Source organism: Streptomyces sp. NPDC006365 (genome assembly GCF_042870755.1).
GTDB classification, from domain to species: Bacteria; Actinomycetota; Actinomycetes; order Streptomycetales; family Streptomycetaceae; genus Streptomyces; species Streptomyces xiangluensis.
In genome coordinates, this window is sequence record NZ_JBIAHS010000026.1 from 70,416 (window position 1) to 93,109 (window position 22,694).

General features: G+C 73.9%; 5 protein-coding genes. All 5 read right to left on the bottom strand.

Annotation, left to right across the window (positions count from 1 at the left end):
• Nucleotides 1-71: 71 nt before the first annotated feature.
• The 5 genes from ACFYO0_RS41895 to ACFYO0_RS41915 are packed head-to-tail and all read right to left on the bottom strand — an operon-like array spanning nt 72 to nt 22,543.
• Nucleotides 72-287 carry an MbtH family protein gene (locus ACFYO0_RS41895; protein WP_388686871.1) on the bottom strand — a complete coding sequence of 72 codons (216 nt, stop codon included), beginning with the start codon at nt 285-287 and terminating at the stop codon, nt 72-74.
• Nucleotides 284-10,489 (bottom strand): amino acid adenylation domain-containing protein, encoded by a 10,206-nt coding sequence (locus ACFYO0_RS41900; RefSeq protein WP_388686873.1) that lies wholly within the window; start codon nt 10,487-10,489, stop codon nt 284-286. The genes ACFYO0_RS41895 and ACFYO0_RS41900 overlap by 4 nt, the downstream gene beginning before the upstream one ends.
• Nucleotides 10,486-16,701 carry an amino acid adenylation domain-containing protein gene (locus ACFYO0_RS41905; RefSeq protein WP_388686875.1) on the bottom strand — a complete coding sequence of 2,072 codons (6,216 nt, stop codon included), beginning with the start codon at nt 16,699-16,701 and terminating at the stop codon, nt 10,486-10,488. The genes ACFYO0_RS41900 and ACFYO0_RS41905 overlap by 4 nt, the downstream gene beginning before the upstream one ends.
• Nucleotides 16,698-19,820, bottom strand: coding sequence for an amino acid adenylation domain-containing protein (locus ACFYO0_RS41910; RefSeq protein WP_388686877.1), 3,123 nt, complete (start codon nt 19,818-19,820; stop codon nt 16,698-16,700). The genes ACFYO0_RS41905 and ACFYO0_RS41910 overlap by 4 nt, the downstream gene beginning before the upstream one ends.
• On the bottom strand, nt 19,820-22,543 hold the full coding sequence (locus tag ACFYO0_RS41915) for an amino acid adenylation domain-containing protein (protein ID WP_388686878.1): 2,724 nt from the start codon (nt 22,541-22,543) through the stop codon (nt 19,820-19,822). Before ACFYO0_RS41915 ends, ACFYO0_RS41910 begins: the two co-directional genes overlap by 1 nt.
• Nucleotides 22,544-22,694: the final 151 nt, after the last annotated feature.

Below are 22,694 nucleotides of genomic sequence, written 5' to 3' on the forward strand. Positions count from 1 at the left end.
GCACCCGTACGTCCGAACCCCCGTCATGTGCCCTCCGGAGGGCACATGACGGGGGTTCAGCGATACAGGCCCTACGAAGCCCGCTCCATCTCCCGGACCAGGCTCAGCGGCCGCATGTCGGTCCAGGTCCGCTCGACGAAGTCGAGACTGCTCTGCCGGCTGTCCGCGGGCCGCGCGCACCGCCAGCCGTCCGGCACTCCGGCCGCCTCCGGCCACAGCGAGTACTGGCCCTCGTCGTTGACCAGCACCAGGTACCGGCCGTCGGCGTCCTCGAACGGGTTCGTCATCGTGTCTCCTTCAGCTCGGCTGCGATGATCGGACCGATCTCGGTGAGCGGGCCCTGACGCATCATCGTCGTGTGGTGGCAGTCGATCCGGTACTCGTTGATCTCCCCGTCGACGTGGCCGAGCCAGGAGTCGACGGCCGGTGCGCCGTCGCGGGCGGCGGTCAGGTAGACGAGGTTCCCGTGGAACACCCCCGGCGGGGTCTCGTGCAGCAGCCGGTGCGTGTGCAGGCCGCTGTCCACCAGGATGTCCAGGTCCTCACCGGTGACACCCACGTCGTCGCCGATCGCACGGGCGATCGCGGCACGGTCCATCCGGCCGTCCGCGGGCGCGGAGTCGAGCAGGGCGAGGAACCGCACCTGCTCACCGTCGCGCTGCAGCCGACACGCCAGCGCGTGCGCGATCGTCCCGCCCGCCGACCAGCCGAGCAGGTGGTATGGGCCGGCCGGCTGCACCGAGCGGAGCTGCGCCAGATAATCGTCGACCATCGCGTCCAGGTCCGCCGCGGGCTCGTCCCGGCGCGCCTGCAACCCGTACACGGGATGGCCCGGCAGGTGCGGCAGCAGGCCCGCGTAGCACCAGCTGAGCCCGGAGACCGGGTGCACGCAGAACAGCGCGGGCGCGGTGCCGACGGCCCGGACGGGCAGCAGCACGTCGACCCCGGCGTTCGCCGGGACGGCCAGGTCGAGCTGCTCCGCGAGAGCCTCGGGCGTGGGCGCCGCGAACAGCGTCCGCATGCTCAGCTCGGCGCCGAGCGCGGACTGGATCCGCTTCAACAGCTTCACCGCAAGCAGGGAATGGCCGCCGAGTTCGAAGAACCCGTCGTCGACCCCGACCCGCTCCAGCCCGAGCACCTCCGCGAACAGACCGCACAGCGCCACCTCACGGGCGGTACGGGCGGGCCGGTTCGCGACGCCGGCCTCCGACGCGGGCAGCGCCTTGCGGTCGATCTTGCGGCTGGGCGTCAGCGGGAACGCGTCCAGGAGTACCACGGCCGACGGCACCAGATGCGCCGGGACCCGCTCACGCATCCATGCGCGCAGCTCCGCCGGGGCGGCCTCCGCGCCGGTGGTGGTCACGTAGGCGACCAGACGGCGGTCGCCCGGCCGGTCCTCGCGGACCACGGCGGCGGCCTGGCTCACCGCGGGGTGGCCGGTGAGCACCGCCTCGACCTCGCCCAGCTCGATCCGGAAACCGCGGATCTTCACCTGGTCGTCGGTGCGGCCCAGATACTCCAGCGTGCCGTCGCCCCGCCACCGCACCAGGTCACCGGTGCGGTACATCCGGGCGCCGCCGCTGCCGTACGGGTCGGCGACGAACCGTTCCGCGGTGACGGCGGGCCGGCGCAGATAGCCGCGGGCCAGTCCGGGCCCGGCGAGATACAGCTCACCGGGAACCCCCGGCGGCACCGGCCGCAGCGTCGCGTCGAGGACGTACAGGCGCATGTCCCGCACCGCACGCCCCATCGGCGGCGCGCCGCTACCGCTCAGCGGGTCGCTGACGGTGCCCACCACGGTCGCCTCGGTCGGCCCGTACACGTTGATGAGGGTCCGGCCGTCCGACCAGGTCGCCGCGACACCGGCCGGGCAGGCCTCGCCGCCGACCATGACCGTCACCGACGCCGGGATCTCCGCCGGGTCCAGCTCCGCGAGCGACGACGGCGGCAGGCACATGTGGGTGATCCCGTGCCGCCGGATCAGGCCGGTCAGCGCGGGCCCGGGCAGCAGCTGCTCCGGCGGGGCGAGCACCAGCCGGGCCCCGGAGAGCAGGCCGAGGGACAGGTCCCACACCGACGCGTCGAAGCTCGGCGAGGCGAACTGCAGGACCACCTCGCCCGGACCGGGCCCGATGCGCTCGCGCTGGGTCGCGGCGAACGCGGCCAGACCGGCGTGCGAGACGACCACACCCTTGGGCCGGCCGGTCGACCCGGACGTGTAGATCAGGTAGGCCGGGTTGCGCAGGTCGACGGCGGCGGGCACCGGCCCGTCGGCCGGGGCCTCGGGCAGCGCGTCGAGGCGGAGCACCGGGCAGTCGAGGCGGGGCAGCACCGCGGCGGTCTCCCCGCTGCTGACGACGAGCGCGGGCGCGGCGTCGGACAGCAGGTAGGCGATCCGCTCGGCCGGATACCCGGGGTCGACCGGCAGGTACGCCGCACCGGCCTTCTGCACCGCGAGCAGCGCGGCGACCATCTCCGCCGACCGGGGCAGGGCCAGGCCGACCACGTCCTCCGGTCCGGCCCCGTGCGCGGCGAAGAGCCGGGCCAGGTCGTCGGCGCGGGCGTCGAGTTCGGCGTACGTCCACTCCACCCGGCCGTCGGCCACCGCGATCTCGTCCGGGTACGCGGCCACCGTCTCTGCGAACAGCTCCGGGAACGTGCGGGGCGGCACCGGCGTACCGGACGCGTCGGGCAGGACACGGCGCCGCTCGTCGTCGGAGAGCAGCTCGAACGCGGACACCCTGGTGTCGGGTTCGGCGGCCGCGGCGGTCAGCAGCCGCAGCAGCCGCTCGGCCAGCGCGGCGACGGTGGACGCGTCGAACAGGTCCGTCCGGTACTCCAGGGAGCCGTCGACGCCGTCGCCGGTCTCGCTGAAGTTGAACGTTAGGTCGAACTTGGCGTTGACGCCGCCGACCGGCTCCGGCTCGACCCGCAGACCGGGCAGCGTCACCTCGGCCCGGCCGGTGTTCTGGAGCACGAACGCCACCTGGAACAGCGGGTGCGCGGCCGGCGACCGGACCGGGTTGAGGATCTCCACGAGCCGGTCGAACGGCAGGTCCTGATGGGCCAGCGCCGCCAGGTCCCGTTCCTTGACCCGGGCCAGCAGGTCACGGAACGTCGGATCGCCCGAGGTGTCGGTGCGCAGCACGAGCGTGTTGACGAAGAAGCCGACCAGGTCGTCGAGCGTCTCGTCCTGGCGCCCGGCCACCACCGTGCCGATCGGCAGGTCGGTACCGGCGCCCGACCGGGTCAGGAGTGTCGCCAGTCCGGCCTGCAGCACCATGAACAGTGTGCAGCCGTGTTCCTGGGCGAGCCCGGCCAGCGCGCCGTGCACCTCGGCGGGGATGCGGAAGTCCAGGACTCCGCTGTGCCCGTCGGCGCTCGCCCCGCGCGGCCTGTCCAGGGGCAGGTCGAGGAGCTCCGGCGCGCCGGCCAGGGTGTCGCTCCAGAAGGCGATCTGCCGGGCCAGGGGGCTCTGCGGGTCGTCCTCGTCGCCGAGGGTCTCCCGCTGCCAGAGCGTGTAGTCGGCGTACTGGACGGGCAGCGGACGCCAGTCGGGGGTGGCCCCGGCGAGGCGGGCCCGGTACGCGGTGCCGAGGTCCTCGACCAGCGGTGCGAGGGACCAGCCGTCACCGGCGATGTGGTGCAGCACCACGACGAGGACGTGCTCGTCGTCGGCGAGCCGGAACAGGTGCGCCCGCCACGGAAGTTCGGCCCCCAGGTCGAAGCCGGTGGTGCAGACCCTCTCGACGGCCTCCTCCAGGCCGGCGCGCGCCACGTCCGTGACGGTCAGTTCCGGCCGGGCGTCCGGCCCGGCCAGGACGACCTGGCGCGGCTCCCCGTCCACTTCGGGCAGCACGGTCCGCAGCGCCTCGTGCCGGCCGGTCACGTCGGCGAGCGCCTGCCGCAGCGCGCCGGGGTCGAGCGTGCCGGTCAGCCGCAGCGCGAACGGCAGGTTGTACGTCGAGTCCGACCCGGTGAGGCGGTCGAGGAACCACAGCCGCTGCTGGGCGAACGACAACGGCAGGATCTCCGGCCGCTCGAAGACGCGCAGTGCGCTGTCGGAGGCGCGGCCCGTCGCGGCGAGCTGCTCGGCGAGCCCCGCCACGGTCGGCGTCTCGAACAGCGCCCGCACCGGGAGGTTCGCGTCGAACGCGGAGCGGATCCGGGTGATCAGCCGGGTGGCCAGCAGCGAGTGCCCGCCCAGCGCGAAGAAGTCGTCGTCGATGCCGACCGGCGGCACCGCGAGCAGGTCGGCGAACAGGTCGGCGAGCGTGCGCTCCGCCGGGGTGCGCGGCGCCCGGGACGCCGCCGCGGCGGCGAACACCGGCGTGGGCAGCGCCTTCCGGTCGGCCTTGCCGCTGGTGTTCAGCGGGATGTGGGCGAGCGGCATGACCGCCGCCGGGACCATGTAGTCCGGCAGCGACCGGGCGGTCCAGGCCCGCAGTTCGGCCGCGTCGACATCGGCCGGGACCACGTAGGCGACCAGGCGTGCGTCGCCGGGCCGGTCCTCCCGCGCCACGACGACGGCCTGGGTGACCGCCGGGTGCCCTTCGAGGACCGTCTCGATCTCGCCCGGCTCGATCCGGAAACCGCGGATCTTCACCTGGTCGTCGGTGCGGCCCAGATACTCCAGGGTGCCGTCGCCCCGCCACCGCACCAGGTCACCGGTGCGGTACATCCGGGAGCCCGGCTCGCCGAACGGGTCGGCGACGAACCGTACGGCGGTCATCCCGGTCCGGCCCCGGTAGCCGCGGGCCAGCCCCGCACCCGCGTGATACAGCTCGCCCGCCACGCCGGGCGGCACCGGCTGCAGGTCCGGACCCAGCACGTACGCACGGGTGTTGGCGAGCGGACGGCCCAGGGTGACCGGCCGGCCGGTCACGATCGGACTGCCGAGCGTGTCGACCGTGCACTCGGTGGGCCCGTAGTAGTTGTAGCAGTCGGTCCGCGGCGCGGCACCGATCTCGTCCCACAGGGCGGCGTCGATGGCCTCACCGCCGACCGACAGGATCGCCGGGGCGTGCCCGCCGCCGTCGCCGCCGTCCAGGAGACCGGCGGCGATCAGCGGTTTCGCGTACGACGGGGTCACGTCCAGGAAGTCGATCCTCTCGTCCCGCACGTATCGGACGACCGCCTCCGTGTCGGCGCGCAGCTCCTCGTCGATGACGTGCAGGGTGTGCCCGTCGGCGAGCCACAGCAGCTCGTCCCACGACGTGTCGAAGGAGAACGACGCGGTGAGCGCCACCTGGACGGTCCCGGCCCGCGCGGCCAGCGGCGCGATCAGCGTGGTCCGGTGCTCGTGGAACAGGTTCACCACGTTGCGGTGCTCCACCACGACGGCCTTGGGCTTCCCCGTCGAACCGGAGGTGTAGATCAGATAGACCGGGTGCCGCGGGTCCAGCGGCCGCACCCGCTCCGCCGGGTCGAGGTCACCGTCCGGGAAACCGGCGAGCACCTCGTCGTCGAGCCCGGTGAGGACGACGGCGGGCGCCGCGTCCTCCAGCATCGCGTCGGCCCGGTCGCGGGGCATGGCGAGGTCGACCGGAAGGTAGGCGGCCCCGGACTTGAGCACCCCGAGGAGCGCCACCACCATGTCGGTCGTACGGGGCAGGACCAGCGCGACCCGGTCCTCCGGGCCGACCCCCTGCGCGATCAGATGACGGGCCACCCGGTTCGCGCGGGCGTGCAGTTCGGCGTGGGTGAGCCTGCCGTCCCGGGCCACGACGGCGACCTGGTCCGGCACGCGGCGTGCGGCCCGCTCGAACATCTCCGGCACGGTCACCGGCTCGACTGGGTGGGCGGTGTCGTTCCACTCCTCCAGGAGCTGCCGCCGCTCCGCCGAGTCGAGGAGCTCGCAACTGCCGAGCGCGGCACCCGGGTTCGCGGCCAGCGCGGTCAGTAGCGCCTCGAAGTGGCGCAGCAGCCGGTCGGCGGTCGCGGCGTCGAACAGGTCGGTGTTGTACTCCAGGCGGCACAGCAGGCCGTCGTCGCGCTGGTAGATGTCCAGCGACAGGTCGACCTGGGAGCTGCCGAGCCCGGAGCCCGGCCGGTCGTGCGCCGCGACCCCGGTCAGGTCGAGCGGGTCGTCGTTGAGGTTCAGCAGGTTGAACATCACCTGGAACAGCGGGTTGCGGCTGGGGTCACGGGCCGGGTTGAGCTCCTCGACCAGCCGCTCGAACGGCACCTCCTGGTGCGCGAAAGCACCCACCGCCGTCTCCCGTACCCGGGCCAGCAGGTCGGCGAAGGACAGTGTGTGGTCGAGTTCGGTGCGCAGCACCAGCGTGTTGACGAAGAAGCCGATCATCCGCTCCAGCTCGACCTCGGTGCGCCCCGCGACCGGGGTGCCCACGCAGATGTCGGTCGCGCCGGTGTACCGGTGCAGCAGGGCCTGGTAGCCGCCGAGCAGCGTCATGAAGAGCGTCGTGTCGTGGCTGCGGCCCAGCCGTTCGAGGTCGGCGCGCAGCCCGGCCGGGAGCTGCCGGTCGGCGACCGCGCCGTTGTTGGTCTGCACCCGCGGCCGGGGCCGGTCGGTCGGCAGTTCCAGGGCGGCGGGGATGCCGGCGAGCTGCTCGGTCCAGTAGGGCAGGCCGCTGTCGAGGATGCCGGGCATCCGGTCGCGCTGCCACAGCGTGTAGTCGCCGTACTGGACGGGCAGCGGCGGCAGCGGCGACTCCCGGCCGTCCCGGAACGCGTTGTACAGGCGGCTGATCTCGTCGCAGAGGACGTCGAGGGACCAGCCGTCGATCACGATGTGGTGCACGCACAGGGCGAGCACGTACCGGTCGGTGCCGGTGCGGAACACGGTGACCCGCAGCATCGGTCCGGCCGCCAGGTCGAAGGGGCGCCGCAGACCGTCGGTGATCCGCTGCTCCTGCCCGGCCTCGTCCAGGTCCGCCACGTCGACCAGCGGTATCTCCACCGGCGCGGGCGGCAGCACCTTCTGCACCGGCTCGCCGTCCTGCTCGGGCAGCACCGTGCGCAGCACCTCGTGCCGCCGCACCACCTCGGTGACGGCGTCGCGCAGCGGCCCCATCCTCAGGTCGCCCTCCAGGTCGAGGACGAGCGGAATGGCGTACGCGAGGTCCGCACCGGACTGTTCGAGGAACCACAGCCGCCGCTGCATGAACGCGGCGGGCAGCGGCTCGTCCGACACGGGCCGGGGGACGACGGCCTGCCGCCGGGCCCGACCGGAGCCGCCGATCGCGCGGGCCAGTCCGGCGACCGTCGGGTTGTCGAGGACCGACTCGATCGGCAGCTCCGTCTCGAAGCGGGCCCGCAGGCGGGAGCCGAGCTGGGTGGCGAGCAGGGAGTGCCCGCCGAGTTCGAAGAAGTCGTCGTGGACGCCGACGGCGGCCAGCCCGAGGAGCTCGCACCAGATCGCCGCGACGGCCTCCTCGGTGGCGTCCCGGGGCCCGTCGAGGACCTCGTCGGCGGCCTCCGTCTCCGCCGCCCCGGGCACGGCCTCCACGGCGGGCGGGGGTTCTTCGTCGAGGAGCCACCAGCGGCCGTCGCGCCAGGCGTGCACCGCACCGAGAGCGGCCGGCGCACGCACCGGGGCCGGTGCCTGTTCCTCCAGGTCGAACACGGTGACCTGGGCGGTCTCCCGCAGCCGGGCCACGAGGTCGGGCACCGGTCCTGCACCGACGAGCCCGCCGCCCACCAGCAGCAGCCGCACCCCTGCGGCGGCGGCCTGCCCGGCGAGTTCCGGCAGTGCGTCCCGTACGGCGGGGTCGTCGACCGCGACGGCGACGGCCGGGCCGACCGCGCCCTCGGTGGCGGCGACCGCCCCGTCCGCCGCGGCGGACCGCACGGTGCCCGTGTCGCCGGCCAGCGCGGCGATCAGCCCCGGCGCGGGCAGGTCGCCGACGGTGACGACGACGTCGTGCTCCCGCCGGCCCGCGGCCGGACTCCCGGTGGACCGGACGCGGTTGCTCTCGCAGTCGATCGGCTCGAACGGGTGCGGCGGCAGGGCGCACAGCTGCGGCGCGTCGAGGAGGTCCTCGACGGGAATGTCGAAGCCGCGCTCCCACAGCCTGCCGAGCGCGGCGAGGAGGTTCTCCTCCTCGCTGTTCTCGGCGCTTCCGCTGACCGGCACCGCCAGGTGCTCGCCGGTCCAGGCCGCATGCCCGCGCAGCATCCGGGTCATGGTCTGGCCGGGGCCGAGCTCGACGAAGACCCGGCAGGAGCTGTCGAGGAGGGTGTCCGCGCAGTCGGACAGCCGCACCGTGCCGGCCGCGTGGTCGGCCCAGTAGGCGCCGCCCGAGGTGACCGCCGGATCGGCCCAGCCGCCGGTGACGTTGGACAGGTACGGCAGGGTGGGGGTCGTGTGCGGGATCTCCTCGACGATCCGGCCGAGCCGTTCGGCGGCCGGCCTGATCGCCTCCGTGTGGAAGGCGCCGCCGATGTCGAGGATCCGGTCGCCGATCCCGTCGGCCTTCAGCCGGTCGATCTCCTCGACCGGGCCGGCCAGCACCGAGTAGCGGGGCGCCTCGATCGCCACGGCCAGCCCCGGCCGCGCGGCGAGCAGTTCCCGCACCTCGTCCGGGCACGCCTTGACGGTCAGCATCCGGCCCGGCCCGACGCCGCTCAGGATGGTGCCGCGCTCGTGCACCAGACGCAGCGCGTCCGAGGGGGACCACCGTCCGGCGACGGCCGCGGCGACGAGTTCACCGGCGCTGTGCCCCAGCATGGCCTTCGGCTCGATGCCGTACGCCTGCAGTTGCCGGGCGAGGGAGAACCCGATGGCGAACAGCGCGAGCTGCTCGTTCACCACGCTCCGCAGCCAGTCCAGGCCGGGATCCGGGCGCAGCACGACGTCGAGGTCGATGCCGTAGCGGCTGCGGCACTCGGCGGCGAGCGCGTCGAACGTCTCGCGGAACACCGGCAGCCTGCGGTGCGCGGCGCCGCCGAAACCGGAGCGCAGCACGCTGGTGCCGGGGAACAGGAACGCGATGTCCCGCTCGGCGGAGACCCGGGCGACCGGCGGCGCCGCACGCAGCGCCTCGGCCGCCTCGGCCCGGTCGGCCGCGACCACGGCGCTGCGGTGGTCGAAGCGGCGCCGCCCGGTGGCCAGGGTGAACGCCACGTCGTCCTGCGGGTCGTCGGACGACTCCAGGTGCTCGGCGAGTGCGGTGCGCTGGCTGCGGACGGCCGCCGCCGAAGCTCCCGACAGGCAGAAGACACGGGGCTTCGCGGAGTCCGTACGGCTGCGGACCGGCGGCGACTCCAGGACGACGTGCGCGTTGGTGCCGCCCACACCGAAGGCGCTCACCCCGGCGAGGACCGGCCCTTCGGCGGGCAGGGGGGCCAGCTCGGTGGCGATCCGGAACGGCGACGTGTCCAGCTCCAGGCCCGGGTTCGGCTCCCGGTAGTGCAGCGTCGGCACGAGCTCCCGGTGCTGCAGCATGAGCGCCGTCTTGATCAGCCCGGCCGCGCCGGCCGCGGCACCGGTGTGGCCGATGTTGCTCTTCACCGCGCCGAGCCGGCAGTAGCCGACCCGGTCGGTGGACTCACGGAACGCGGCGGTCAGCGCGGCCACCTCGACGGGGTCGCCGACCCGCGTGGCGGTGCCGTGCGCCTCCACGTACGCGATGTCGTCGGCCTCCACACCGGCCTGGGCGTGCGCGTACTGGATGGCGTCGCGCTGGCCGGCGAACGAGGGCGCGCTGAAGCCGATCTTCTCCCCGCCGTCGTTGTTCAGCGCCGAGCCGCGGATCACCGCGACGATCCGGTTGCCGTCCTTGACCGCGTCCTCCAGCCGCCGCAGCACCACCACGGCCACGCCGCTGCTGCCGACCGTGCCGCTGGCGGCCGCGTCGAACGGGCGGCAGTGGCCGTCCGCGGACTCGACGTACCCCTCCTCGTACAGGTAGCCGGTGACCTGCGGCAGCCACAGCGAGGCGCCCCCGGCGAGGGCCGCGTCGCACTCGTAGTTGAGGAGGCTCTGCGCGGCCTGGTGCACCGCCACCAGCGACGTGGAGCACGCCGTCTGCACGGTGAGCGCCGGGCCGCGCAGCCCCAGCTTGTACGCGACCCGGGTGGCGAGGAAGTCCTTGTCGTAGCCGATCATGCTGGACAGTCCGTCGCCGCCGGTGCCCTGCAGCTCCGGGTTCATCATGTCGCAGCCCGCGTACACACCGACCCAGCCGTCGAAGCGCTGCGGGTCGATCCCGGCGTCGTCGAGCGCCGTCGACGCCGACTCCAGGAAGACCCGCTGCTGCGGGTCCATCGCCGCGGCCTCGGCCGGGCTGTAGCCGAAGAACCTGCGGTCGAAGAACTCACCGCCCGTCAGCACACCGCGGGCGGGAACATAACGCGGATGCCGGGCCAGCGCCGGATCCACCCCGGCGGCGATCAGCTCGTCGAGGCCGAACCGGCTGATGCCTTCGACACCGTCGCGCAGGTTCTGCCAGAACCGGCCGGCGTTCTCAGCCCCGGGCAGCCGGGCGGCCAGCCCGACGATCGCCACGGCGTTGGACTCGCTCATGCGTCCTCTCCAACCTTCGTCGGGCGGGCGGTGCGGGCACGACGGGCCCGCCGCGCCTGTGCGGCGCGGCTGCGGACCTCGGCGGCCGCGGAGGACGGCTCGCCGTTGCCGGCGGCCAGGGACCGGGCCAGCGCGTGCACGGTGGGATGTTCGAACAGGCGCCGGATCGGCAGGGTCAGGGACAGCTCGCTCTCCAGCCGGGCGTGCAGCGTGCCGAGGAGCAGCGAATTGCCGCCGAGGTCGAAGAAGTTGTCGTGCGTACCGACCGCGTCGAGGCCGAGCACCGCCGACCACACACCGGCGATCCGCCGCTCCGTCTCCGACTCCGGCGCCGTCCACGCGATCTCACCGACCCGGTCGGCGCGCTGCGGCCGGGGCAGCGCCCCCGTGTCGAGCTTCCCGCGATGGTTCAGCGGCAGCTCGGGCAGCCACACCACGGCACTCGGCACCATGAACTCGGGCAGCCGCGACTTCAGCCGCGTAAGCACCGCCGGTGTGTCCGCACGCTCGCCCGCCACGGCCACCAGATAGGCGACCAGCGGCGCCGCCTCACCCGGATAGCCGCGCACCACGGCCTGACGCACCGCAGGGTCGGCCAGCAACTGCGTCTCGACCTCGGCGGGTTCGACACGGTAGCCGCGGATCTTCAGCTGCCGGTCCAGGCGGCCCAGATATTCGAGGGTGCCGTCCGGCAGCCAGCGGGCCCGGTCCCCGGTGCGGTACACCCAGCCGGGATTGCCGTCCGGATCGCGGTCGCTGAACCGCTCCCCGGTCAGGTCGTCCCGGCCCCAGTAGCCCTGCGCGACGGTCGCCCCGCCGACGAACAGCTCGCCGGGCATCCCCACCGGGCAGCGCCGCCCCGCCGCGTCCAGGATGTACGGGCGCACACCGTCGAGGGGCCGGCCGATGCAGTTCAGCACCGTCGCCGTCGACACGTCGAGGACATGGCTGGTCGTGATGAACGTCTCGGTCGGCCCGTACGCGTCGCAGACCCCGTACGGGACGGCCGGCGGGAGCGTGGTCAGCGCCGAGCCGGCGAAGAACAGCCAGCGCAGCGCCGGCAGTTCGGTGCCCGCCGCCCACAGCGCCTCGGCCACGGGTGTCGGCGCGAAGAACATCGTCACGCCCTGCTCGCCGAGCCACGAGGTGAGTTCGGGGACCACGACGGGACGTTCGTACGGCAGCAGTTCCGCGCCGCCGCACAGCGCGGGCCACAACTCGTGCTGCGTCGTGTCGAACGCGACGCTGTGGATCTGGCTGACCCGGTCGCCGGGCCGCACGTCGAAGGCGTCGATGTGCCAGCGGGTCACGTGCGCGAGGCTCCCGTGCCGGTACGCGACACCCTTCGGCTCGCCGGTGGTGCCCGACGTATACAGGATGTACGCCGTCGCATCCGGGCCGGGCAGCGCCGCCGGGGCGTCCTTGGTGACCGTGCCGACGCTCTCGGCGACCGTGCCGATGCCGACGACCTCGACGCCCGGCGGCACGGCCCCGGCGGCCTCGGCGGGCCGGTCGGTGACGACGGCGCACGCACCGGCGTTGCCGAGGATGAACCGGATCCGGTCCTCCGGGTACTCCGGGTCGAGCGGGCAGATCGCCAGCCCCGCCTTCCACCCTGCCAGCATCGACACGACGAGGTCGGCGCCGCGGGGCAGCAGCAGCGCAACCACCGTGCGGTCACCGGCCAGCGGCCGCAGCACCGCCGCGAGCGCGTCGGCCCGCGCGTCGAGCGCGGCGTAGCTGAGGACACCGCTGCGGGAGCGGAGCGCCGGCGCGTCCGGCTGCTCGGCGCACCGCTGCGCGAACAGCGCCGGAACCGTCGTTTCCGCACCCGCCGGGGCGGACTCCTCGAACCGGGCGAGCTCCGCCCGTTCGGGGGCGCCGAGCAGGTCGACCGTGCCGACCGGCTGGTCCGCGACCTCGGCGAACGACTCGACGAACCGGCCCAGCCAGGCGGCCATCCGCTCCGCCTCACCGCCGGTGAGCCGGTCACCGCGGTACAGGATCGTGCCCTGCAGCCTGCCGTCGGTCTCCTCGAAGCCGACGGTCAGCCCGAACTTCCCGGCGTACCCGGCCCCCGCGTGGTCCAGCTCGACGGGCGTGAGCGCGGCCCCGCCGATCGGCACGGCGGCCGCTCCCGCCGCGGTCGCGGCCAGCGTCACGTCCGCGTACGGCGTCCAGCCCGGTCGGCGCGGCGGCCGCAGCCGGCTCACCACGTCCTCGAACGGCACCCGGTCCAGGTCGAACGCGCCGAGCACGGTCTCCCGCATGGCGAGCGCCAGGTCCAGCACCGTGGTGTCCGGATCGCACTCCGAGCGCAGCACGAGCGTGTTGAGGCACGGCCCGAGCAGGTCGGGGAACTCGTCCCGGTTGGCGACCGGGCAGCCGAACGCGACGTCCTCCTGCCCGGTCCACCGGTGCAGCAGCGCGGCGAGCCCGGTCGCGGCCACCATGAACCAGGACAGGCCGTGCTCCGCGCGCATCCGGCGCAGCCCGTCCAGCGCCCCGGGCCCGAGCGGGATGGTCACCGAACCGGGCGGCGCGGTCTGCAACGGCGGAGTCAGCGCCGGGAACGCCGGTGTCCCGGAGAGCCGCCGCTCCCACGCGTCCAGCCCCTCCCGGCCGTGCGCACTGTCCCGCTCCTCGGCCTGCGCCACCGCGAAGTCCCGGAACTGCGGGCGGCCGGACGGCAGCAGCTCGGCCAACGGCACCTCGGGCAGGTCGGTGAGCCCGTCGAGGACCCGGCCGAGCCGCTCGGCGAGCCGCCGGGCACGGGCGGCGGTGTGCCGGTCCCCGCGATACGACAGCACCGCGCTGAGCTGCCCGTCGTCCTCCACGAACGTCACGGTGAGACCGAACTTCGTCTCGTGCTGCCAGCGGTCGAACGGCAGCGCCGCCATCGTCGCCGGGCCCAGCGCCTGCCGGGTGCGCGGCACGGACACCAGGTTCAGCATGACGTCCAGGTACGGGGTGCGCCCGGACCGCCGCTGCGGGGCCAGTTCGGACAGCACCTCGGGCAGCGGCGCCGCCTGGTACTCGAACGCGTCGAGCATGCTGTCGCGCACCTCGCCGAGCAGGTCGGCGAACGTCGTCGCCGCCTCGGCCCGCGAGCGCAGCACCACCGTGTTCAGGCAGGGCCCCAGCACGTCGTCGAGGTCGTCGCCCTCCCGGTTGGCCATCGGCAGCCCGAACGTGACGTCGCCGCCTTCGTCCGTACGGTGCAGCCACGCGGCGACCGCCGCGACCGCCACCATGTACCAGGACACCCGGTGCTCGTCGCGGAGCGCGGCCGTGCGGCGGGCGAAGTCCGGCGCGAACGGGACCGGCACCGCGCCGTGCGCCTCCGGGCGCCGCGGCGGCGCGCCGAGGTCGAGGGTGTCGGGCGCGCCGGTCAGCCGGTCCACCCAGTGGCCGACGGCGTCCGGGTCCTCGTCCCACCGGGCCTGCGCGAACTGCACCACGGGCGGCAGCTCACCGACGGTCTCACCGAGGGCGCGCGCATAGAAGTGGGCGAGGTCGCGTTCCAGCGCCGGCACCGACTGCGCGTCGAACGCGATGTGGTGGAAGCACAGCAGCAGCGTGTGCGCGTCCGGTCCGGTCCGCACCAGGCGGGCCCGCAGCAGCCGCCCGGCCGCGAGGTCGAACGGCGTCGACGCCTCCCGGCCGGTCAGGACGGCCAGGTCCTCGGTGTCGTGGGCCAGTTCAGGCGTCCACGGTTCGGTGACGACCTGGTGGAGCCGCCCGTCGTGGTGGTGGAACGCGGTACGCAGGATCTCGTGCCGTTCGACGAGCGCGCCCAGCGCGGTCCGCAGCGCCCCCGGGTCGAGGTCGCCGGTGATCCGCCACGACAGGGGAACGTTGTAGGCGGGGCCGGTGCAGTCCATCTGCTCGGCCAGCCACATCTGTTCCTGCATGCTCGTCGCGGGCACACCGGCCGCCGCCGTCTCCGGCTGCTCCACGAGCCGGTCTCCGGCCCGCGTGTCCAGGTGCGCGGCGAGTTCGTCGAGCCGCGGCACCTGGTACAGGTCACGGACGGAGAGGCGGATCCCGGTGCGGGCGGCGATCGCCCCGGTGAGCCGGGGCACCAGCAGGGAGTGCCCGCCGATCTCGAAGAACGAGTCACCGGCACCCGGCGGCGGACAGTCGAGGACCTCTGTGAAGATCTGGGCGAGGAGTTGTTCCGTCGGTGTCGACGGCTCGGCGCGGGGCGCGGTCGGCAGCCCGCCGCCCTGGGCGCGCAGCGCGTTGCGGTCCACCTTGCCGTTGCCGGTCAGCGGGAAGCGCTCCACGATCCGGAAGACCGCGGGCACCATGTACGCGGGAAGCCGGGGCGAGAGGTGGGCGCGCAGGTCGGCGGCCGACGGTGGCTCCCCGTCGCACACCAGATACCCGGCGAGTGTGTCGGCGTCGTCGAGGAGCACCGCCGCGTCCGCCACGTCGGGCCGTTCCCGCAGGAGCGCCTCGATCTCACCCGGCTCCACCCGGAACCCGTGCAGTTTGATCTGGTTGTCCACCCGGTTGACGTACGCGAGCTGCCCGTCCGGCAGCATCCGCACGAGGTCACCGGTGCCGTAGATGATGCCGCCGTCCGGGTCGGCCGGGTCGGTGCGGAACCTCTCGGCGGTCAGCTCGGGCCGGCGCAGATATCCGGCGGCGACACCGTCACCGCCGATCCACAGCTCGCCCGGTTCCCCCGCCGGTACGGGCCGCAGCTTCTCGTCGAGGACGTGCAGGGTGGTGTTGGTGACCGGCTGGCCCAGCGTGACCGGGCCGGTGGCCGCGACCAGGCCCGCGGTCGACCAGATGGTGGTCTCGGTGGGGCCGTACAGGTTCCACAACGCCCGCGAGCGGCGGTGCAGCTCGTCGGCGAGGGGCCGCGGCAGCGCCTCCCCACCACAGAGGACGTTCAGTTCCGGGTCGCCCGCCCACCCCGCGGCCAGCAGCATCCGCCACGTCGCCGGTGTCGCCTGCATGTGGGTGGGGCGGGTACGGGCCAGATGCCGCACGAGCAGGTCACCGTCGCGGGCCACCTCCGCGGAGGCGACGTCGACGGTGCCGCCGGTGATCAGCGGAAGGAACAGTTCGAGGGCGGCGATGTCGAAGCAGACCGTGGTGAGGGCCAGCATCGTGTCGCGGTCGCCGAACCCGGGCCGGACTGCCATGGACCGCAGCAGGTTCGCCAGACCACGATGCGTGACCTGCACTCCCTTCGGCCTGCCCGTGGAACCCGAGGTGTAGATGACGTACGCGATGTCGTCGCCGCCCACCGGGACCGGCACGGCGAGCGGTGCGGCCGTGAGGACCTCGCCCAGCAGGACGGTCTCGACGCCGGTGGCGGCCATCTCGGCGCCCGGGGCCCGGTCGGCGATGAGCAGCGAGGCCCGGGAGTCGTCGAGCATGCCGGCGATCCGCTCGTCCGGGTAGATCGGGTCGAGCGGCACATACGCGGCACCCGAAAGCAGCACACCCAGCAGCGTCGGCACCAGGTCCGCCGACCGGTCGAGGTACACCCCGACGAGGTCGCCCCGCCCCAGCCCGCGCGCCGCGAGATGACCGGCCACCGCGTGCGCCCGGCGGCCGAGTTCGGCATAGCTGAGCGTGCTGCCCTCGTGCACCAGCGCCGTGTCGTCCGGGGTGCGCGCGGCCTGCCCGAGGAACAGCGCGGGCAGCGGCAGCGCCTCCTCCTGCCACACGGGCGTCGCGGCCGGGGCGGTACCCACGCCCAGCTCGGCGGCGGCCACGTCGTAGCAGTCGCGCAGCTCACGCAGGAACACCTGGGTGGACGTGGCGTCCCAGATCAGGTGGTGGGCGCAGAGGAACAACACCTGCCGCTGCCCGTCGAGTTCGGCCAGCCCGATCCGCAGCAGCCGCCGCCCGCCCAGGTCGAACGGCCTGCGGGAGCCCGCACGTATCCACGCCTCGACGGCGTCCTCCGGCTCGCCCCGCAGGTCGGCCCGGTCGACGACCGGCGTCCATGCCTCGCCGACCTGCTGGAACAGGCGGCCGTCACGCTCGGCGAACGTCGTACGCAGGATCTCGTGCCGCTCGATCAGCACCGCCACGGCCCGCTCCAGCGCCTCCGCGGAGAGCGTGCCCTGCACCCGCCACGCGTACGGCACGTTGTAGAGCCCGTCGCCCGGTTCGAGACGCTCGGCGAACCACATGCGTTCCTGGACGCTCGTCGCCGGCGTGCCGACGGTCGTCGTGCTCATACTTCGGTCCTCCTGAGATCGTCGACAGCGGCGGCGAACGCCTCAGCCGTGGGTTGGTCGAACAGCGTGCGCACGCTCAGCCGGACACCGAGGACACGGCGCAGCCTGGCGACCACACGTGTGGCGAGCAGCGAATCGCCGCCCAGATGGAAGAAGTTGTCGGTCATACCGACCTCGCCCGCACCGAGCTGCTCGGCCCAGACACGGCACACGGCCGCCTCCAGGTTGGTGCGCGGCGCGACACCGGCGGCGCGTTCGGCCCGCACCGGCTCCGGCAGCCGCGCGCGGTCGACCTTGCCGCTGGCGTTCAGCGGGAACTGGTCGAGCAGCACTAAGTCGCTGGGCACCATGTACGGCGGCAGCGCGGCGGCCAGCTGGTTCTGCAGGTCCGGCACGGACAGCTCGACACCCGTGTGAGGCACCGCGTAGGCGACGAGCCGGGGCCCGTCGTCGTCCCGGCGCACCAGCACCAGCGCCGACCGCACCCCGGGGCAGCCGGTGAGCCGCGCCTCGATCTCGCCCGGCTCGATCCGGTAGCCGCGGATCTTCACCTGGTCGTCGCTGCGGCCGAGGAATTCCAGCGTGCCGTCGGGCAGCCACCGCACCATGTCACCGGTGCGGTACAGCAGCGCCCCGTCCTCGCCGTACGGATCGGGCACGAACCGCTCGGCCGTCAGGTCCGGCGCCCCCACGTAGCCGTGGGCGAGGCCGAGGCCCGCGACGAGCAGCTCACCGGGCACCCCGGCGGGGACCAGCCGCAGCTGCGGGTCGGTGACGTAGCAGCGGGAACCACGGACGGGCCTGCCGATGGGGATCGACACGGCGTCCGGCGGCACCTCGGTGATCAGGTGCGTGGTGCTGAACGTGGTGTTCTCCGTCGGCCCGTACCCGTTGAGGAGCCGCCCCGGCGCGTTCCACGGCTCCAGCACGGTACGGATCACCGCGGGGTCGAGTGCTTCGCCGCCCACGAGGACCGTGCCGACCCCGGCGACCGCGTCCGGCACTTCGCCGACGGTGTGGTTGAACAGCGACGACGTCATCCACAGCACGGTGACGCCTTGCTCCCGCAGCGCGGCCGCGAACACCGCGGGCTCCACCACGGTCTCCTTCGGCAGGACGACCGCCTCGGCGCCGGTGAGTAGGGCGCCCCAGATCTCGAAGGTGGCGGCGTCGAACGAGATGCTGCTGCTGTGCGCGACCCGGTCACCGGGCCCGATGTCGACATAGTCGGTCTCGTGCACCAGCCGCACCACCGCCCGGTGCGGCACCCGCACCCCCTTGGGACGGCCCGTCGACCCGGAGGTGTACATGACGTACGCCAGATCCTCCGGCCCCGGCACGCCCCGCGCCGCACGGCCCGTGGCCTCGGGCAGCTGGTCCATCAGCACCCGCGGCCCCGCCCAGGCCGCCGTCTTCTCCGCGTACGGGCTGCCGGTCACCACCGCGACGGCACCGGCATCGGCAAGGAGATCGCCGAGCCGCTCCGCCGGATAGCCGGGGTCGAGCGGCAGGTAGTGGCCGCCCGCCTTGAGGATGCCCAGCAGCGCCGCCACCTGGTCCGCGGAGCGGTCCAGGCAGACACCGACACACGCCGGGCCGTCGAACCCGGCGAGCGCGGCCGCGACCCGTTCGGCCCGCGCGTCCAGTTCGGCGTACGTGAGGACCTCCGCCCCTTCGCGTACGGCGGGCGCGTCCGGGCGCAGCGCGACCTGCTCGGCGAACAGCTCCGGCACCGACCTGCCCGGGCCGTGTGCCGGCGCGGCCGCGTTGCCCCGGGCGAGGAGCTCGGCCTCGTCGTCGGCGGTGAGCAGCGGCAGCGCGGACACCGGGCGGTCCGGGCCGGCGGCGGCACCGGCCAGGATCCGTTCGAGGTGGGCAAGGAGACGCTCCACGGTGGAGCGGTCGAACAGGTCCTGCCGGTAGTCGACGTCGACGACGAGTTCACCGCCGTCCTCGAAGGCCATCACGTCGAGTTCGAACTTGACGACACCGGGATCGAAGACGAACTCGGTGACCGTCGAGCCGGGCACCCGCAGCGGATCGGCGGGCGTGTTGAGGAACGACAGCACGACATTGACCAGCGGCGGCCTGCTCAGATCACGGTCAGGGCCGTGCAGGTCGGCGAGCCGCTCGAACGGCAGGTCCTGGTTCTCCTGGGCCTGCAGCGCCGTCTCCTGCACCTGCCCGAGCAGCTCACCGAACGACGGGTCACCGGTCAGGTCCGTACGCAGCACGACCGTGTTGACGAAAAACCCCAGGAGTTCCTCCAACTCGGGGCGGTCGCGGTGGGCCAGGGCCGCGCCGAGGAGCACGTCCCGCTGCCCGGTGTGCCGGGCCAGCAGCGCCGACAACCCGGCGGCGACGGCCGCGAAGAGCGTCACGTCGTGCCGGGCGGCCAGCTCACGCACCGCGGAGAGCACCTCGGCGGGAATACGCCGCCGCACCCGCGCCCCGTCCCAGCACTGCACCGGTGGCCGCGGCCGGTCCGTGAGCAGCCCGAGCGGCTCACAACCCGCCAACTTGTCACGCCAGTACGTGAGTTGACCGTCCAGGACGTCCTCGTCGAGGGTCTCCCGCTGCGACCGGGCGAAGTCGGTGTACTGCAGCGGCGGCTCGCCCAGCGGCGAATCCACATCGAGGAGGTACGCCTCGTACAGCTCGGACACCTCACGCAGCAGCAGCGACAGGGTCCACTGGTCGGCGACCAGGTGGTGCAGGCAGAGCACCAGCACGTGGTCGTCGTCGTCGATACGCAGCAAACCGGCCCGCAGCAACGGGCCCCGGCGCAGCTCGAACGGCCGCAGCACCTGATCCCGGGCCAACTCCGCGGCACGCGCAAGCCGCTCCTCCACCGGCCCGCCGCCGACCGGCGTCACCGGCACCTCGACCGGCTCGCAGGCCTGGATCCGGTGCACCGGCCGACCGCCGGGCCCGTCGGCGACCGCGGCCCGCAACACCTCGTGCCGACGCACCACCTCGGTCAGCGCCCGCGCCAGCAGACCGGGCGCGAGCGGCCCCCGAATACGGTGCGCGGACGGAATGTTGTACCCGGCGGCACCGGGATGCAGCTGGTCGAGGAACCACAACCGCTGCTGGGCGAAGGTGAGCGGGGCATCCATCAGCTGACCTCCGTGTGATCGACAAGGCTCGTCCCGGACACTTCGAGGCGACCGGCGATCGCCGCGACGGAAGGCTCCTCGAGCAGTCGGCGTACGGGGACAAGCACACCGAACTCGTGCAGGATCCGCGACGAGAGCTGGGCGAACGTCAGCGAGTGCGCGCCGAGCGTCCGCAGATCGTCGTCCCGGCCGACCCCACGGCCGAGCAACTCCTCGACCAGCCCGGTCACGGCCTCCTCGGCGGCGCTCCGCGGCCCGTCCGCACCACGCCGCCGCCCGTCGAGCCACAACGGCAACGGCAACGCGTTGCGGTCCACCTTGCCGACCGGCGTCAACGGCAGCCGGTCGAGGAGGACCAGCAGGTCGGGCATCTCGTGCGGTACGAACCGGGCGGCGAGCACCTCACGCAACTCGTCCCGCAGCCGCTCGTCGCCCTCCTCGTCCGGCACCCGGTTCACCGTCTCGACGGGTGTCGCGGCCGGGCCGGGCCAGGGCAGCCGCACCGGCTCGGGCACCGTGTCGTGCAGCCACACCGCGTCCAGCGCACCGTCGGCGCGCCCGGCGGCCCAGCTGAGCCGCACCCGGTAGGGCAGCCCGAGGGTGAGCGCCCGCAGATCGACCGGCGACGGCGCCCCGCCCGGCCGGGCCCGGGCCCGCAGCTCACCGGCGGTCACCTGCCCGGCCATGCCGCGCCATGCCGCGAACCGCGCCGCCAGCTCCGCGTACGGAATGCCCCGGACACCGAACACCCGCGGCTCGCCACCACGCAGCACCGCACGGATCGCCGCCAGGTCGACCTCGCCGCCGTAGTCCCGCCACTCGAACCCGGGAGCCGCCGGGACCTCGCCCGCCCGGACCAGCACATCGAATCGGCCGGGGTCGGCACGGTCGTACCGCGGCACGATCTCCACCGACCCCGCCGGCAGGTCCGCGAACACCACCGGATGCACAGCCGGCCCGGCATCGTCCCGGTTCCGCCCGTAAGCCCGCCAGCGCAGCTCGTCGCCGGTGGTGCCGTCCACCGCGGTCGCCAGCTCGGCCCTCCCCGCGGCGGGCCCCAGCAGAGGCAGCGACCGCACCCCGCTCACCAGCACCGTGTCGCCGTGCTGCTGCGCCGCGCCGATCGCGGCGAGCAGACCAGCGGCACCGTCCACGGCGTGCGCATCGACCAGCACCAGGTCGTAGGCCCCCCGCACGTCCGGTGTCAGCGACTCCCGCCGCTCATGGACGTCACACACCTTGTCGAGGCCCGGCACACCCGGCCCGATCTCCAGCACGGACCGGGGCGCGAGAGCCCGCACGGCGGCGACCGTGGTGACGGCGCTCCCGGCCGGCCCCGGCGGCACCGACCAGCCCGCCGCACCGCCCGGGCCGGCCTTTTCGACGTACGCGACCAACTGTGCGGCCTGCCCCGCGGGCCGCACAGCGGCCACCGCGACCTGCCGCACACCGGGGTGCCGCATCAACGCCCGCTCGATCTCGTCGGGTTCGATGCGATGCCCGCGGACCTTCACCTGCCGGTCGATCCGCCCGAGGAACTCGAACTGCCCGTCCGCCCCGAGCCGCGCCAGGTCGCCGGTGCGGTAGGTGCGCAGCCCGCCGTCCACCCCGAATCGCCGGCTCGTCAGCTCGGGCCTGCGCAGATAACCGCGGGCCACACCGGGACCGGCCACCACGATCTCACCGGCCTCACCCGCGGGCACAGGCTGGCCCTGCGGGTCGAGCAGGCGCACATCCACCCCGCCCAACGGCCGCCCGATCGGGACCGGCCCGTCCGCCGTGGCCTCGTCGGCGACCACCGCGGACGTCACGTACACCGTCGTCTCGGTCGGACCGTAGATGTTCACGAGCCGGAACGGCAGGCCGGGCCGGGGACGGCGCCGCAGCGCCTCACCGCCCGTCACCAGCCAGCGCAGCGCCAACGTCTCAAGGCCCGGCTGGGCCAGCACGATCTCGGCGAGCGCGGTGGTCAGGAAGCACACCGTGATCGCATGGTCCCGCAACGCCCGGACCAGCCGCTCGGGGTCGCCCCGGTCGTTGTCGGAGACCGCGACGGCATGCCCGCCCACGCTCAGCAGCGGCCACAGATCGAGGATCGACGCGTCGAAACTCAGCGGGGCGGCCAGCGAACCCCGGTCGGCCGCGGTGAGTTCGAGCGCCTCCGCATGCCAGCGGCACAGGTCGGCGATCCCGCCGTGCTCGAGCTGCACCCCCTTGGGTGCGCCCGTCGACGCCGACGTGTACATCAGACAGGCCAGGTCGTCCCGGCGCACCTCGACGTCCGGCGGCGTGGCGGGACACGCGGCGATCAGCGCCGCATCGGCGTACGGGTCCACCACTGTGCCGGCGGCCGCATCCTGCCCCGTGATGACCACCAGGGCGCCGCTGTCCTCCAGCATGTACCGCAGACGCGCCTCCGGATAGCCGGTGTCCAGCGGCAACGCGGCACCCCCGGCCCGGTGCACGCCCAGCAGCGCCACATAGTGCTCCAGGCCACGGTCCAGGTGGACGGCGACGACCACGCCCCGCTCCACGCCGAGCCCGCGCAGATGGTGGGCCAGCCGGTTGGCCCGCTCGTCCAGCTCGCGGTAGGACAGCACACCGTCAGCGCAGGTGATCGCCGGTGCCTGAGGAGTACGGCGGGCCCAGTGTGTGACCGCGTGATGTACGGGCCGCCCCCCGCCGTCCGTCCGGTCCGCTCGTGAGGCAACCCGCTCGTCCACTGCGTTCCCTTCCCGCGGCTCTCGATTACCGGCCCGAGCCTCGCTTCGGTCGTCCCGGTCTGTCTTCTTCCGTCATGCGCACTGCCGGCGGCCCGGCCGAAACTGCGCAACACGGAAGATGAAGCCCCCCGCCGCACCCTGCGATGCTGAC